The organism is Pseudomonas serbica (genome assembly GCF_028823535.1).
Taxonomy (GTDB): domain Bacteria; phylum Pseudomonadota; class Gammaproteobacteria; order Pseudomonadales; family Pseudomonadaceae; genus Aquipseudomonas; species Aquipseudomonas serbica.
Genome location: NZ_JAQIYM010000007.1, coordinates 41745 through 57321, shown reverse-complemented (window position 1 = coordinate 57321; position 15577 = coordinate 41745). Strand labels below are relative to the sequence as shown.

16 protein-coding genes are annotated in these 15577 nt (G+C 62.9%); 3 read left to right on the top strand and 13 right to left on the bottom strand.

From position 1 onward, the window contains the following. The first annotated feature begins 26 nt into the window (after positions 1-26). From NQL71_RS12740 to NQL71_RS12730, 3 genes are read left to right on the top strand one after another with little or no spacing between them, the layout of a single operon-like run. Positions 27-2276 carry an Ig-like domain-containing protein gene (locus NQL71_RS12740; protein WP_046816256.1) on the top strand — a complete coding sequence of 750 codons (2250 nt, stop codon included), beginning with the start codon at positions 27-29 and terminating at the stop codon, positions 2274-2276. 60 nt (positions 2277-2336) lie between these two features. After that, positions 2337-2798 (top strand): curlin, encoded by a 462-nt coding sequence (locus NQL71_RS12735; protein WP_046816255.1) that lies wholly within the window; start codon positions 2337-2339, stop codon positions 2796-2798. Between the two features lie 27 nt (positions 2799-2825). Next, the gene (locus tag NQL71_RS12730; protein WP_046816254.1) at positions 2826-4280 is read left to right on the top strand and encodes a curlin; all 1455 of its coding nucleotides are present in this window, start codon (positions 2826-2828) and stop codon (positions 4278-4280) included. A 1183-nt stretch (positions 4281-5463) separates the two neighbouring features. Here NQL71_RS12730 and NQL71_RS12725 read toward each other — a convergent pair. The 13 genes from NQL71_RS12725 to NQL71_RS12665 all read right to left on the bottom strand — a co-directional run bounded on the left by NQL71_RS12725 (position 5464) and on the right by NQL71_RS12665 (position 15561). Then, positions 5464-5781 (bottom strand): DUF6124 family protein, encoded by a 318-nt coding sequence (locus tag NQL71_RS12725; protein ID WP_077182961.1) that lies wholly within the window; start codon positions 5779-5781, stop codon positions 5464-5466. A 786-nt stretch (positions 5782-6567) separates the two neighbouring features. After that, entirely contained in the window at positions 6568-7440 is an 873-nt protein-coding gene (locus NQL71_RS12720) for a CsgG/HfaB family protein (protein WP_046815444.1), read from the bottom strand. Between the two features lie 30 nt (positions 7441-7470). Then, a complete protein-coding gene (locus NQL71_RS12715; protein ID WP_046815445.1) occupies positions 7471-7890 on the bottom strand; it encodes a curli assembly protein CsgF in 420 nt (139 codons plus the stop codon). Next, a complete protein-coding gene (gene csgE, locus NQL71_RS12710; RefSeq protein WP_046815446.1) occupies positions 7887-8276 on the bottom strand; it encodes a curli production assembly/transport protein CsgE in 390 nt (129 codons plus the stop codon). Before csgE ends, NQL71_RS12715 begins: the two co-directional genes overlap by 4 nt. Further along, the gene (locus NQL71_RS12705) at positions 8273-8812 is read right to left on the bottom strand and encodes a type II secretion system protein (protein WP_274642724.1); all 540 of its coding nucleotides are present in this window, start codon (positions 8810-8812) and stop codon (positions 8273-8275) included. The genes csgE and NQL71_RS12705 overlap by 4 nt, the downstream gene beginning before the upstream one ends. Beyond that, positions 8787-9161, bottom strand: coding sequence for a type II secretion system protein (locus tag NQL71_RS12700; protein WP_008054599.1), 375 nt, complete (start codon positions 9159-9161; stop codon positions 8787-8789). Before NQL71_RS12700 ends, NQL71_RS12705 begins: the two co-directional genes overlap by 26 nt. A gap of 4 nt (positions 9162-9165) precedes the next feature. Next, positions 9166-9639 (bottom strand): type II secretion system protein, encoded by a 474-nt coding sequence (locus NQL71_RS12695; RefSeq protein ID WP_046815448.1) that lies wholly within the window; start codon positions 9637-9639, stop codon positions 9166-9168. 2 nt (positions 9640-9641) lie between these two features. Beyond that, positions 9642-11474 carry a type II secretion system protein GspD gene (locus tag NQL71_RS12690; RefSeq protein WP_046815449.1) on the bottom strand — a complete coding sequence of 611 codons (1833 nt, stop codon included), beginning with the start codon at positions 11472-11474 and terminating at the stop codon, positions 9642-9644. Continuing rightward, positions 11471-11989 (bottom strand): hypothetical protein, encoded by a 519-nt coding sequence (locus NQL71_RS12685; protein WP_046815450.1) that lies wholly within the window; start codon positions 11987-11989, stop codon positions 11471-11473. The genes NQL71_RS12690 and NQL71_RS12685 overlap by 4 nt, the downstream gene beginning before the upstream one ends. After that, a complete protein-coding gene (locus tag NQL71_RS12680; RefSeq protein WP_046815451.1) occupies positions 11989-12537 on the bottom strand; it encodes a GspMb/PilO family protein in 549 nt (182 codons plus the stop codon). The genes NQL71_RS12685 and NQL71_RS12680 overlap by 1 nt, the downstream gene beginning before the upstream one ends. Further along, positions 12524-13069 carry a PilN family protein gene (locus NQL71_RS12675; protein ID WP_046815452.1) on the bottom strand — a complete coding sequence of 182 codons (546 nt, stop codon included), beginning with the start codon at positions 13067-13069 and terminating at the stop codon, positions 12524-12526. Before NQL71_RS12675 ends, NQL71_RS12680 begins: the two co-directional genes overlap by 14 nt. Position 13070: 1 nt before the next feature. Next, positions 13071-13874 carry a hypothetical protein gene (locus tag NQL71_RS12670; protein ID WP_046815453.1) on the bottom strand — a complete coding sequence of 268 codons (804 nt, stop codon included), beginning with the start codon at positions 13872-13874 and terminating at the stop codon, positions 13071-13073. Then, complete coding sequence (locus NQL71_RS12665) at positions 13855-15561, bottom strand: GspE/PulE family protein (protein ID WP_046815454.1); 1707 nt, start codon at positions 15559-15561, stop codon at positions 13855-13857. Before NQL71_RS12665 ends, NQL71_RS12670 begins: the two co-directional genes overlap by 20 nt. Positions 15562-15577: the final 16 nt, after the last annotated feature.

Here is a 15577-nt window from a genome sequence, read left to right as displayed (position 1 = left end):
TGCCCAGATCCGCATCAGGAGGCATCATGAACAAGTGGCCACGCTTCGCGCTCAACGCGCTAGGGCTGACGCTCTCGCTGTCCGGCAGCGCATTCGCGCAACTCAGTGCCGTCGACCCCGGCCCCTACACCTTTGCCACGGGGAAATTCCCCATGTGGTATCAGGACAGCAACCTGCTGTCGCTGGAACTGTGCCAGTCGAGGGCAACCAGCACCCGTGCACCCGGCGCTCCTGGCGCGCCAGCCTACATGTGCATCCTCAATCCCGAACCCGGGGTTTTCGACGATACCCTGCCGATGGTGTTCCCGGATAACTGGCCACCAGAGACATTCTGGTTTCTCGCCGAGACCAGCATCGCCGATGTCGGCGGCTACGGCGTGGATGCCTATGTGGCCGGGATCGAAGCGGCATTCGCCGCGGAAAATCCTGTCGACGGCGACCAGGCAAGCTTCGCGCGGATTCGTCTGCGGGTGAACGTGCCGGTCGCCGGGACCTACATCATCACCCACCCGTACGGCGTGGAAACGGTCAACGTCACCGCACCGGGCCGGCGGGCGATCAACATCACCCGCGACATTGGCATCGGCGCACCGGGCAACTTCTCCGGTGCCCTCAACGGGGAAGTCGGGCCATTCCTGCGCAGCGTCAACGGCCCGTACACCGAAGTGAACCCGGACACCGGCGCCGTTGAAACCTTCGTCGGCGACCCGAACCTCACCGAGGCCGTCACCGGCAGCCCCAACAACACCAACTTCCTGCGCATCCAGGGCCCGGCCGGGACCATCGAGACCAGTCTCTTCACCGTATCCGGCAAGGTCCTCGACAACCGTGCGCAAACCCCGGTAGAAATCGGCCGTGCCACTTACCGTCGCACCTCTTCAGGTCCGGGCACCAGCAGCACCCGGGTAGAAGTCTTTGGCAAATCAGCCAACGGTTCGAGCCTGTGCTTCCGCGAAACCGTGGCCCTGGTTCCTGGCCCCCCACAGACGCCTTGCCTGACCAACATGCTCGGCGACAACAATGGCCAGTTCTTCGGCCATCGCCTGACGGGCACCACCGTTCCTCCAGTGGTAGTCGTCACCGCGACCAACCCGAGTGGCACCACCCGGCCAACGGCGGCGTCGAGCAAAGTCTCCGACGTGGTGAAAGTCCAGACCGCGCGGTACAGCTGGAGCAACCATAGCCTGCTGATCGAGGCCACCTCGTCTGACGAAGTGGTGGTGCCGGACATGGTCGCCCAGGGCTTCGGACGCCTGACGAAATCCGGCACCCTGCAACGCCTGACCGTGGCCGATCTGATGCAGCCACCCGCCACCGTCACCATCAAATCTGCCGCTGGCGGCAGCGACACCGAGGCCGTGGTGGTAGTCGGTACGGCACCGGATACCGGTGAGAACCAGGCACCGGTTGGCGTTGCCGACAGCGGTAGCACCACCTTCGGCGTACCGATCACCCTCAACCTGCTGACCAACGACGACGACCCGGACGGCGACACCCCGCTAACCATCACGGCATTGACTCAACCGGCCGCCGAGCAGGGCACCGTGGCTTTGAACGGAACCACGGCCGTCGTCTACACCCCGCCCGCCGTAGTCAATGCACCGCTGACCACGACCTTCACCTACAAGGCGCAAGACGCCAAAGGACTGGCTGCGAACGCTGCGACGACCGTGACCATTACCGTGGCGCCTAACCAGCCTCCGGTAGCCGTCAACGACGCCATTGCGACCCTGGGTGTATCGATCCCGATCAACGTGCTGGCCAACGACACCGATCCGGAAGGCAACGTGCCGCTCGCTATCGCCAGCTTCACCCAACCACCGGCCACTCGCGGCTCGGTGACCAGCAACGGCACCGTCCTGACCTACACCCCTCCGGCCACGGTCACCACGGCGTTCACCACGACCTTCACCTACGTTCCCCGGGACAGCTTCGGCGCCCAGGCGACCACACCGGCCACGGTGACGGTGCAAGTCTCGCCACGGCCAGCCGCGGAAACCTTCACGGTCACGGCGGCGACGGTGACGGCCCGTTCCAACAACCGCTTCAACTGGGACATCTCGGGGACTTCATCGGTGACCACCGGCAACACCATCACCGTCCAGGTGACCACGCCGACCGGGTTGGTGACCCTGGGTAGCACCACGGTGCCACTGACCGGACGCTGGAGGCTGACCGTCAGCAACTCGACCACGGTGATTCCGTCGGCGAACCCGACAGCCACCATCACCTCTTCCCAAGGCACTGTGCGCACAGTGCAGGTGATCTCGAACTGAGCCCTCGCCCCATCGGCCAGGCTGGCTGATGGGGCAAGCCTCTCACCAAAGGACAACGCCATGAAAACGCCGACCGCCGCCCTGCTCTGCCTGCTTCTGCTCTGCAGCAGTGCAGGCGTGCGCGCCGACGACTTGATGGAGAACGACGACCTGGGTCCGGGTGGCGACCTCGGCGAGCTGCCACCCCCGGTGGGCCAGCAAGCCCTGATCGACCAGAACGGCCAGGCCAACGTCGCGCTGTTGCAACAGAACGGCCAGTCGCTGCTCGGCCAGATCGTGCAGTCGGGCAGCAATCAGGAAGCCTACATCCTGCAGCAAGGCAGCGACCTGATGGCATTGATCAACCAGCAAGGTTCCGGCAACGCCGCGTCCATCACCCAAACCGGCAGCCACAACCGCGCGCAGATATCTCAAAACGGCAACAACAACGACGCCAGCATTGTCCAGGCCGGCACGGGTCAGCAAAGCGCTGTGACCCAGGCAGGAAATGGAATGAGCGTATCGGTCACCCAGTATCGCTAAAGCACTGCACCACCTGGAGGTTTCATCATGTTCAAATTGACGCCCCTCACCGCCGCCATCCTGGTCATCGTCAGTGCTCAAGCATTGGCCGACGACAGCGTGTCGACCCAAAACCAGTTCGGTGACACCAACATCGCCGACGTGAAGCAGATTTCGGCACCGTTCAGCACCGCCACCCAGAACCAGTCGGGTGCGGGCAACGATGCGGCCGCCGTGCAGGACAATGCCACCAGCACCATCGAGCAGAACCAGAGCGGCAACTACAACGCCGGCTACGCCGAGCAACTGTTCGAGAACAACAGCACCATCACCCAGAAACAGATCGGTGATACCAACACCAGCCATGCCAGCCAGTCGATCGGGGTCGGCGGCGGCCAGATCCTGCAACAACAGGAAGGCACCGGCAACTTCTCGTTCATCTACCAGGACAGCCAGGAAAACTCTTCCGGCAAAACCTACCAGTATGGCGACAGCAACGAAGCCAACATCGAACAGATCCAGCTGGGCACGGCCAACAACGCGGTGATCATCCAGTACGGCACCGCCAACTACGGCACCGCCGAACAGATCGGCCACATGAACGGCCAGATCGACATCACCCAGTCCGGCGGCACCAACTATGCCTACGGTGACCAGCGCTACGGCGACGGCGGCAACCTGACCATCAACCAGATCGGCGACGGCAACGGCAGCGAAGTCTGGCAGGACACCCAAGTCGCCAGCAAAACCACCATCGACCAGAACGGCCAGACCAACGAGACCATCGTCGACCAGAGCTTCGGCGACAACAACGTGGCCCAGGTGATCCAGGTAGGTGACCTCAACGCGATCTATGCCGACCAGTTCGAGTCCCTGGGCTCGACCGTGACCCTCAATCAACAGGGCACCGGCAACATCCACTTCACCTACCAGACCGGCACCGGCCAGGTGCTCAACGCCACTTCCGTGGGCAACGACAACAAGGTCTACGCCAGCAACTGGAAAGGGCCGGTCACGCAAATGGGCGGCCAGTTCGGCAGTAACCAGCGCGCCACCGTCAACCAGAACGGCAACGGCAACGTCGCCAACTTCACCCAGAAAAACACCGGCCACGTCATGACCACCAACCAGTCAGGCGTCGGCAACAAAACCACGGTCACCCAGGCCGATTCCTACAACGAGCTGTACTTCGACCAGAACGGCACCGACAACATCCTCATCGCCGACCAGCGCGGCACCAACAACCTGACCCAGGGCAGCAGCACCGGCACCAACAACACCACCAACGTCGACCAGGAAGGCACCGGCAACCAGGCGTTCACCACGCAGCTGTATGGCGAAGACAACATGATCACCATCAAGCAGGCGGACACCATGAACGTGGCGTATGTGACCCAGGGGGGGACTGGCAACATCACCAGCGTGAACCAGAGTGGCATGGCACAAACGGCGAACGTGCAGCAGTTTGGTACGGCTAACAGTGCGACTGTGATGCAGAAGTAAGCGCGCGGGGTGAAAGAACCGCGGCCCTTGAGGGAGGGTTGCGGTTTTTTCATGCCTGTAAACAGGCGATCACACCTTCATTTTTTGGACGACACAACCTTGTAGGAGCTGGCTTGCCAGCGAAGGCGGCCTGACAGCCGACCTATTATTTGTTGTCGGAGTACATATCCATTCCTGCGGTAACGGCCACTTAGGGTTTCGCTCTTACAGCGAGTCACTTGGAAGAACGGAACGCCGCCCGGCCCCAAGTAACCAAGGGCTCTTGCCCCTGACATTCGGTGGGACAAGGAAAATCAAAAGCCAAAGCAAGGCGGCCTGCGAGCCGACCTGATCCCAAGCGACCGCGTCCCCCTGTAGGAGCTGGCTTGCCAGCGAAGGCGGCCTGACAGCCGACCTGTTATTTGTTGTCGGAGTACATATCCATTCCTGCGGTAACGGCCACTTAGGGTTCCGCTCTTACAGCGAGTCACTTGGAAGAGCCCCAAGTAACCAAGGGCTCTTGCCCCTGGCGTTCGGTGCCTCGCTGTGGCTCGGCATACCCTCGCTCCGGTCCTGCTCCGTGGGCCCGCCGCGATGGGCCATCCTTGGCCCAGCGCGGCTAAACCGGCATCCATGCCGTTTTACCCACTGCACAGAACCTCCACTCGGCCTCACGATGGGGCAAGAAAATCAAGATCAAAAGCCAAAGCGAGGCGGCCTACGCGCCGACCTGGTTTCAGGCGAACGCATTCCCTTGTAGGAGCTGGCTTGCCAGCGAAGGCGGCCTGACAGCCGACCTGTTATTTGTTGTCGGAGTACATATCCATTCCTGCGGTAACGGCCACTTAGGGTTTCGCTCTTACAGCGAGTCACTTGGAAGAACGGAACGCCGCCCGGCCCCAAGTAACCAAGGGCTCTTGCCCCTGGCGTTCGGTGCCTCGCTGTGGCTCGGCATACCCTCGCTCCGGTCCTGCTCCGTGGGCCCGCCGCGATGGGCCATCCTTGGCCCAGCGCGGCTAAACCGGCATCCATGCCGGTTTACCCACTGCGCAGAACCTCCACTCGACCTCTCGATGGGGCAAGAAAATCAAGATCAAAAGCCATATCAAAAGCCAAAGCAAGGCGGCCTACGCGCCGACCTGATCGTGAGCCATACGCATTTCCCCTGGAGCTGCCGTAGATCCATGTGGGAGTGAGCCTGTGCTCAGCCCTGCGGATCGAGATTATCCAGCGCGCGGTTTACCGCCAGGTCGGCGAGCATGATCACCTGCTGGATGCCCAGCAACATGCTGCGTTGTGGTCCGTCCACGAATGTCGCGAAATCGCTGGCCATGATGCTGGCGGACGCCAGGGATTCGCAGGCGTGCGCCAGCAGGTCTTCGGTGCTGATGTCTGGGGCGATGAGGAACATTGAGCTGGGGTTGTGGGGTGTGGTGGTTTTCAGGAGGGCGGGTTTTAGATGGAGGTTGGAAGGAGGATTTTCGGATTCTGATTCGGGGGGATTGGGGCTGGGCTTGGGCATGGTGAAACTCCTTGGTCGGTGGAGTCGCCACTCGTCGCTGCTAAACGGAATGGGTGGCGACTGTACGCGGGTTAGCAGACCAGGGATCAAGGAACCCGGCGCACCGAAGTGCCCCACGCACAGCCACCATAACGGGGTGACACTGGCGCGCCTTGAAATTGAACGAGCTGCTAAACCCGACCGCTGAATGTGCAGCGGTGCGGCGACAATAGAGCCAGGGGATCGGGGCGCACAAGCCGGCGGATTCTGGCGTACGTGTAGGCAACGGCGCAAGGCAATGTAGCCTCGTATTTTTCCTACAGATGTTGCCTGGATCGGGTACAGGCGGGAGAGATTGGTCGACTGTCAGGCCGTCTTCGCTGGCAAGCCAGCTCCTACAAGGGAATGCGTTCGCCTGAAATCAGGTCGGCTCGTAGGCCGCCTCGCTTTGGCTTTTGATTTGGCTTTCGATCTTGATTTTCTTGCCCCATCGTGAGGCCGAGTGGAGGTTCTGCGCAGTGGGTAAACCGGCATGGATGCCGGTTTAGCCGCGCTGGGCCATGGATGGCCCATCGCGGCGGGCCCACGGAGCAGGACCGGAGCGAGGGCATGCCGAGCATTAGCGAGGCACCGAACGCCAGGGGCAAGAGCCCTTGGTTACTTGGGGCTTTTCCAAGTGACCCGCTGTAAGAGCGGAACCCTAAGTGGCCGTTACCGCAGGAATGGATATGTACGCAGTCAACAAAATATAGGTCGGCTGTCAGGCCCTCATCGCTGGCAAGCCAGCTCCAACAAGGGCGCGCCGGTTTACTCGTCCTCGCCCTCACCCTCCGGCACAATCCGGTTCTGCGTCAGGTAGCGATCCAGCGTCTCATTCTGCGCAGGCTGGGAATTGTCCCCCGCGACCTGCCACAAATGCCGCTCGATCCCCTGCGCCAGCATATGCCCCACCGCCGCCTCGATCGCCGACAACACGCACAACTGCGCCGGTTCGTTGGTGGTGTAGCCCACCTCGGCCTCGAGCAGCTTCTTGAACTCGATGAACTTGAACACCCCGGCACTGCGGGCCACGGAATAGATGGTCTTGCTGGTCATGACGTTGGACAGCACCTGGCCGCTGCGCACGTCCACCGCCCGAAGGTTCACCGTGACCTGGTCTACGCGATACTCACGGGCAATGTCGATGCCCAGGTAGCGTGCGCCTTCGCCGCCACTGCGCACGTTGGTGTCATAGGCGATGATCCCGCCTTCGAGCATCATGTTCGCCGCTTGCAGCGGTGGCAGTTCAGCCTGGATGTTCACCGGAGTATTGGGTTTCTTTTGCGAGGCGCGGATGATCTTGCGTTCAGTCAACAGGTTCTGCAGCCCTTCGCGCTCGAGCACCACGAACCAGCCGCTGGCCTGCAAGGCGTCCATCAGCATGCTCGCCGCGCCCTGGGTGACGCTGGTGGAGAACGAGCTGGCCGGGGTCGGCTTGTATTGCCCGGTCTGGTCGCGGAAGCCATAGACCACCGCCATCAAGCGACCCTTGGGTCGTGGCATGTTGATCAAGTCGTAGTAAGTCGAGGCCCTTGGGGTCAGGGTCGGGGTTTGTGAGTCCTGTTCGGCCGACATCGGCTCGCGCAGACTGCACCCTTGTAATGCCGCCAACATCAGCCCTAGCGCAATTATTTTTTTCATGTCCTTAACTCCCCATAAACCCGCATCCCCTCAAGGGGCCAGGCCATTCACCTGGATTTCCGAAACTTCGCCCGTGGCGCGGTCGGTCACGTTGATCGTCAGCGCACCGGAGTCGTCGACCACGTCGACGATAAAAGCGTCCGTAGACAGGCTCCCCGTGTTGCCGGTGGAGATGTTGTCCAGCAGTTGCCCGAGCAAGCGCGATTGCAACTGGGCACTGAAGCGCTCCAGGGCCGAGGTCCCGGCCACCGAGGTACGATCCTTCAAGTCGGGATCGTCGTAGTCGTTCTGCGCCTGGGCGTTGTTGAGCAGCCAGGTGCCGTTCAACGGGTTACCGCCGAACGATGGGTTGATGGGCGTGTAGACCAGTTCCGTGCCCTGGGCCAGGGCACAAGCGCCCAGGCCGAGCAAGCATCCACCGGCGCGCTGCAAAAACGTTTTCGCTTTCATAGTTCGTCCCTCTCAAGGTCCGTGGTGTCCTGCAACAAGGCTTCCAGCTTGCGCTGGACAATCTGCCCGCGTACCCAGTCGGCGGCAGCATAGGCCTCGTCCTTGAGCTCCACGGTGTTCGGCGGCAGGAAGCGCCGGTAAACCAGGCGTCGTTGAAATTCCACGGTCACCAGGCTGCCCCAGCGAGCCGAAGGTCGTTCGCGTACCACCAGGTTGAAATCCATCGGGCTGGTGGCACGCAGGCGTTCACTGAACGAGTAGTAAAATTCGTGGCCGATGTGCGAGATCGTGTCGTCGACGATGAAGCCGAGCATTTCGTCCTCTTCACCGGCCCAGGCCACAGAGGTGCTCAGCACCAGGATCAACGCCAGGCAGAAGCGCTTCATGGCTGCAACGCCTGGGGGGCCTGGGACTGCCCTTTGGCCGGGCCCGAGGCGCCGTCGAGGAAGGCTTTCTCGGCCACGAACTGCCAGTCCTTGTAGCTGGCCATGCCGTTGAAGTCCGACCACTGGCTGGGAAAATCCGCCTGTTTGAGCGGCTTGTCCGTGGACGAGCTACTGATACCGGTGATGCGTCCGTCGAAGCCGCGCATCAGGAACCATTCGCCGCCGCCAATCGGGTCCGGATAGAGCTGGCGGATATGGTGCTTGGCGCTGGGAAAACGCTCGTCCTGCACCAGGTCGGCGAGTTCCTTGGGGTACTGGGCCAGGCCTGGCGAGCTGCGGTAGTAGCTGCGCAGTGCCTGGGCGTACTGGGTGCCGACCCACAACAATTGGCGTTCACGGTCGCGGCGCGAGGCGGTGGACCACAGCTCGCCGGCACTGGCCAGGCCCATGCCCATCACCATGATCAGGAACAGCACACCCAGGTAGGTGAAGCCGTCCTGCCCCGCAGGCTTACCACTCGGAATACAGGCTGCCATCACGCGCCCTCCCTGTGGCACCGCTCTTGATATCGGCGACACCGCCGGCCACGCCGTCAGGCGGTGCAACCATGACCCAGGCGTCCTTGCGTTCGGCAATCGGGTCCATCGGCGGATTGCGCAGGTAGCGCTGTTCAACCAGCTGCTCGATGGAGTCGGGGTAGCGTCCGGTGTCACCGTAGTAGTGATCCAGGGCTTCGCGCATCGCCGACAGACTCTGGCGCAAGGTGGTCTCCTTGGAGGCCTCCAGGCTGTTGAAGTAGCGCGGCAAGGCGATGGTCATCAGGGTCGCGATGATTGCCATGACCACCATCAGTTCCAGCAGGGTAAAACCCTTTTCCCGACGCATATGCTCACCACTCCCGGTAGGCGATGCCGTTGAGCCCCTTGCCCCGGGCCTTGGAGTAAACGTCAAAGACGTCCTCGCCCTCCCGCGGGTTCTGGGCCGTACTGTCGTAGGAGCGCACGCCCCAACCGCCTTCGTCGTCGCGCTTGACCGGTGCCAGCGGGTCATGGGGCACGCGCCGCAGGAAGTAGAACTTGGCACCCTTGGCGCTGCGCACATCACGCACGCCTTCCACCAGCACCTGCAGGTTCGGCGGGTAGCCGCTGCTGTTGAGCGACTTCTCGATGTAACCGGCGTCGAACGCGCGCTTGTAGGCGTCGATGGCATCGCGGATCTGGTACAGCGCGGTGCGCAGCTCCTGCTCTTTGCCCCGGCGCACCACGGTCTCGGTCAGCGGCGCGGCCATGCCGGCCAGCAGGCCGATCAACGACAGCGTCACCACGACTTCGATCAAGGTAAAACCGCGTTGCGAGGCGTTCATGATCAAGGCTTCCCGACGGTAACGGTGGTCGCGATCGGGGCGCTCATGCCATTGGCCTTGACCTCTTCGACTTCAACCTTCGAGCGATCCGGCGCCTGGATGTGCATGCTGGTTTCGGTGCCGGTGGTGAACTCCATGTCCGACGGGCTCTGGTACGGCAGGTTGCGCACGATCCGCGGGGTGATCGACAGCACCAGTTCGGATTTGCTGACGTCGTCCTTGTTGCTGCCAAACAGGCGACCCAGGCCAGGTATGTCGCCGAGGCCGGGGATCTTGTTGCCGGTGCTGCCATGGTCGTTGCGCATCAGGCCGGCGAGGATCTGGGTTTCGCCGTCATGCAGGCGCAGGGTGGTCTGCGCGTTGCGGGTATCGACCTGCACCGGAATCGTGCCCTGGCGGGTCGGCTCCAGGGGCGTGGCGTTACTCACTTCCAGGGCCACCTTGATCGCCACTTCGTTGTTCAGGTGCACGGTGGGCTGCACTTCCAGTTTCAGACCGACATCGAGGTAAGTCACGCTTTCGGTGATCACCGGTCCCTGGGTCGACGGCACCGACGTGGCGCTGATGATCGGCACGCGCTGGCCAATGTGGATGCGCGCCTGCTCGCGGTTGCTGACCCGGATGACCGGGCTGGCCAGGGTGTTGATGTCTTTGTCCTGGGCATTGATCTTGGCCTGTGGCGAGGGCGAGATGGTGATGCGGCTGGAGTTGATACCCTTGAGTTGATCGAGGATGGTCACCGCCGAACCGTCGCTGTTGACCACGCCGAAGGTGTTCGGCCACTGCAGGCCAAGGTCGAGGATGCGCTGGGTGGCGACTTCCATCACCTCCACTTCCAGCACCACTTCGGGGTTGGACTGATCCTGCGATTGCAGGAGTTTTTCCGCCATGCGCACGGCGTCGCCGGTGTCGCGCATGGTCAGGGTGTTGAGGCGTTCGTCGACGAACACGTCGCGGGTCTTGAGCATGGTCTTGACCATGTTCAGCGCGGTGTTGGCATCGATGCTGGTCAGGTAGAAGGTGCGCATCACCAGCTCCTGGTAATCCTTGAGCTTCTGCGGCGAATCCGGGTAGATCAGCAGGGTGTTTTCGTTCACCACCTTCTGGTGCAGCTGGTTCTGTTGCAGCAGCAGTTCCACGGCGTCTTCGATGCGCACGTCACGCACGAAGATCGTGGCTTTCATGTCCGGGCGCAGGTCCTTGTCGAAGATGAAGTTCAAGCCAGCGACCTGGGACAGCACTTCGAAGATGGTCTTGAGGTTGGCGTCGCGAAATTCCAGGGTCACCGGCTTGTCCAGGCGGGTGCGCAGCTGCGGGTAGGCCACCACGTTGCGGCTCTGCACCAGGCGGATATTGCCCTGCAGTTCCAGGGCGCCTTCGTTGTTCGGGTCCAGCTCGAGAATCTGTTTGACCTGACGCTCGGCGCCGTAGATGTCGCCGCGGCGCAGGTCGCCACGGGCCAGTTCGAGTTTTTCATCGAGGTTGCGCATGTGTTCGAGCTGGCGCATGGCGTCCTGGGCGCGACGGTTGTTCGGCTCGATGGTCAACACCCGGCCGTAGCCCATGCGGGCCGAAGCGAAATCACGCTGGGTGCGGTCCATGTCGGCCTGGGTCAGCAGTGCCGTGATCGCCCGGGCGCGGGCGCTGTTGAGGGCAATGTGCAGCTCGGTGTCGCGAGGGTTTTCCCGCAGGCCCTCCTCGATCCGGGCCAGGCCGGCTTCGTACTGCCCCTGCTCGATCAGCTCGGAGGCTTCTTCCTTGGCAACCTGTGCCGAGCTGCACGCAGCCAGCCCTGCGCAGAGACAGAGGCTCATCAGCAAACGGGACTTGTTCATTGCGCGCTCCCCACAGACAAGGTCTGGGACAAATGCAGAGGCAAATAGACCAGGCTCAATTCCAGATCGGAAATCCCCTCGATCTTCCATGTTTCGTCGATCACATCCCCTTTACGCACCACGTAGATCTTTTCGCCGTTTTGCAAGAACACCTGCAGGTCAGTGCGGTCCTCCATCCGGCCGATGAACTGGAAAGGCATCGGCGGTGCAGTGGGGACCTGCACCACGGGCGCGACGTTGACTCGTTGCTCGGTGACGCTGGCCAGGGCCGGTGCGGCCTTCCAGCTGCGCGCGGCGAACAGGTCGCCCGCCGGGCTGAGGTCCTTGATCGCCACGGGCGCAGCGGAGGCTTGCGCCGCGGGCGACGCGCCACGGTTCTTGCCTTTGGCCGGCGTGGCCACGGCGGCCACCGCAAGGTCACCGTCGTCGGCGGGCTTGAAGTAGTCGGGCAACCAGGTCAGCGCCGCAGCCACGCCGAGGAACGCCACCCAACCCATTGCGCGTTTGCTGTTCATCATGACCTCGACAGGTAAAGGGTCATGCGGATCCGCCCGTTGAGGTCGGTGTCGGCGATCTTCTTGCGCTGCAGCTCCAGGTCTTCCACCACCACCGCCGGCAACTGACCGAGCAAGGCGTGCATGAAGCGCCGCAGTTGCGGGTAGCTGCCCCGCACCGGCAACAGGATTTGATATCGGGCCAGATGGGTCTTGGGATCGATGCCCAGGGCGTACTCGCCCCGGGACAGGGTGATGCGTTCCTGGGCGGCCAGCGCATAGATCTTGTCGATGGCGACCGTGGCCTGGGGCTGGGTCGGCAGTTTGCTGCGAAAATCTTCCAGCTGACGTTGCGGCACGACCGGGGCGGCGACCGAACCTTCTTCGACCTTGGCCAGGTACTCGCTGGCTTCGCGGGTCTGCTGGCTCAGCTGCTGCAGCGCCTGCCAGTCCGGCAACAGGCCGAACAGGCCATAGCTCAGCGCCAGCACCAGCATGGCCAATCCTGCCAGGCCGGGCACGCCCAGGCTTTGCAGGTATTCGTGGACGATCAATCTAGGGATTTGCATCGCCAATCTCCCAGGTAGCCGACAAGTTGAACTGCACCGGGTGTTCCGGCACGTTGGCGACGATTTCGTGGCTGAGCAACGACACGTCGGAGAGCTCGTCGCAGGCTTCGAGGCGGCGGTGGAAGTCGAGCATGGCATCCAGGTCGCGCGCCTCGGCGCTGATCCGCACCTGGCCTTTGCGGGCATCCGGGGTCAGGGTGAGCAAGGCGACGTTTTCCCGGGGCATGGCCTCCAGGGTGGCGAACAGGCGTTCCCAGGGCCGGCGCAACTGCTGCGAGACCTTGCGCATCTCGGCCAGGTTCTGCGCCTGCTCGCGGGTCTCGGCCGGGGTCAGGCTGACCTTGCCGCCGGTGTCACCGGTGAGCACCCGTTGCGCGGTTTGCAGGTGGCCTTGTTGCTGCTCGGCCTCCCCGCTCAGGTGTTGCTGAAACACAACGCAGGTCAGCGCCAGCACCACGCCACCGGCCAGCAGGCTCCAGCCCAATGGGGTCGAGCGGCGGCGCGGCTGAAAATCGAGCATCAGCGGGCGCATGTCAGGCCACCGTCCGGGACATGACGTACAGGCAATCGCGTACGCTTGTCCGGCCTTCTTCGAGGGTGCGCAGGTGCACACCGGGCACTTCGGGATGCGAATCGATGCGCGCCGGTGCATGCAGGTAGACGTTCAGCGGCCGCTCGCTGGCGCAGGCCTGCAATTGGCATTCGCGACCGACCAGCGCGCTCAGTGCGCCGTCGCTGTCGCTGCTGCCCACCGAGCGCACCGCTGTCCAGCGACCTTCGCGGGCCAGCAGCAAGACGCTGCGCACCGGCTCGGCGACCACGAACAGGAAGTCACCGGCGTCGAAGCTTTTGTCAAAGTGATTGAACGCCGCCATCAGGTACGGCTGCACCGAGCGCAGGCGCAAGCCACGGCCGCTGACCAGGTTACGCAGGCGTTCGAGCAAATCCTGCGGCAGCGCCGTAGCGATGCGGTCGTAACCGGCGGGTTCGGCCGACAGCACCAGGTTCCAAGGTTGGTTCGCCGCGCCGTAGAGGTCTTCCAGGCACAATTGGGCAAACCCCTGCAGCTCGGCGGGGCTGCTGATCTGCTCGCTCCAGGGCACCAGGCAAAACCGGCTGAAATGGCCGGAGACCACCACGGTCAACTCGGCACCGGCACGGACATGTTCGCCCAGCAGGCGGTCGAGGGTTTCCAGGGCGACCGCCCAGGCCATGAAACCTTCATCGATGAAGCCGACGCTGCCCAGCCACAGGGTGTCGCCCCCCTGACGCTGACCGAGGCCGACACCACTGGCGCCGAGCACGGCGACATAACGCTCACGAGATAAAAGTGACACGATTGATCTCCTCGAGAGTGGTCCGGCCTTGTTGCACCAGTTCCAGCGCCGACTCGCGCAGCAAGCGCAAGCCACGTTTGCAGGCGTGGGCCTTGATTTTCGAAATGGGTTGGCGCTCGACGATCATCTGCCGCAGCTCGTCGTCCAGGTGCAGCAGCTCGGCAATCGCGCTGCGTCCGCGGTAACCGGTGCCACGGCAATGACCGCAACCCTTGCCGTGGACAAACTGGTAGTGGCCGACCTGTTGCGGGTCCAGGCCCGAGCTTTGCAGTTCTTCTTCGGTCGGTGCGTACGGCGTGCTGCAAGCGCTGCACACCAGGCGGATCAGGCGCTGGGCCAGTACCGCATTGAGCGCCGAGACCAGGCTGTAGGGGTCGATTTCCATCTGGGTGAAGCGGCCGATCACGTCGAACACGTTGTTGGCGTGAATGGTGGTGAACACCAGGTGCCCGGTGAGCGCCGATTGCACGGCGATCTGCGCGGTGTCGGGGTCGCGGATCTCACCGACCATGATCTTGTCCGGGTCGTGGCGCAGGATCGAGCGCAGGCCGCGGGCGAAGGTCAGGCCTTTCTTTTCGTTGACCGGGATTTGCAGCACGCCCGGCAGTTGATACTCCACCGGGTCTTCGATGGTGATGATCTTGTCCACGCCGTGGTTGATCTCGGTGATCATCGCGTACAGCGTGGTGGTCTTGCCGCTGCCGGTGGGGCCGGTGACCAGCACCATGCCGTAGGGTTCGGCGGCCAGGCGGCGCAGTTGGCGCAGGGTTTCCTCTTCGAAGCCCAGGGCCTGCAACTGCACGCCGCAGACCTTGTCGGCCAGGTCCTGTTTGTCGAGCACCCGCAGCACCGCGTCCTCGCCGAAAATGCTCGGCATGATGGACACCCGGAAGTCGATCTGGCGGCCGCTGATGCCGATCTTGAAGCGCCCGTCCTGGGGCACGCGTTTTTCGCCGATGTCCAGTTCGGCCATGACCTTGACCCGGGAAATCACCTGTTCGGCGAACTCGTTGCCCTGGATCTTGCTGATGTTGTTGAGCACGCCATCGATGCGGTACTTGATCACCAGGCCGCTACCAGTGGTGCCCAGGTGGATATCGCTGGCGTGCATTTTCAGCGCGTCGTAGAGGGTCGAGTTGACCAGCTTGACCACCACGCTCGAGTCTTCGCTGATGCTGGTCAGGGACAGGCTTTGCAGGGTGTCGATCTCGGTGTTGCCGTCGGCCTGGGCGTTGAGCGATTCCACCGCGTGGAAGCTTTCTTCGTGGCGCGCCAGGTAGGCTTTGAGGTCGTCGGCATGCACCAGGTACAGCGGCGCGCCGTGCAGGCAGTCGTCGATCCAGGCCAGGCGCGCGGTGTCGAAGGGGTCGGCGAACACGCCGATGACGGCGTCGGCGTGACGCAGCAGGATGAATTCGCGCTTGAGGCACTGGGCCAGGGTGACCCGGTCGAATACCGGGGTGGATTGAAACAGGCTGTCGGTGTCGAGCACCGGATAGTGAAGGGTCGCGCCCAGGCACTGGATAAAGGGCATGGGGGCAAGTTCGCACAGTACCCCGAGGGCTTCGAGCATTCGCTCGCCGGTACTGCCGGCCCGGGAACGGGCCTGGGCCAATTGCTCACTGGAAAATCGAGTCGGTACAGAGTCCAGCGGTGGCACATCGACGACAAGGGATAGACGGTCCATGGCTTGCTCTCCAACA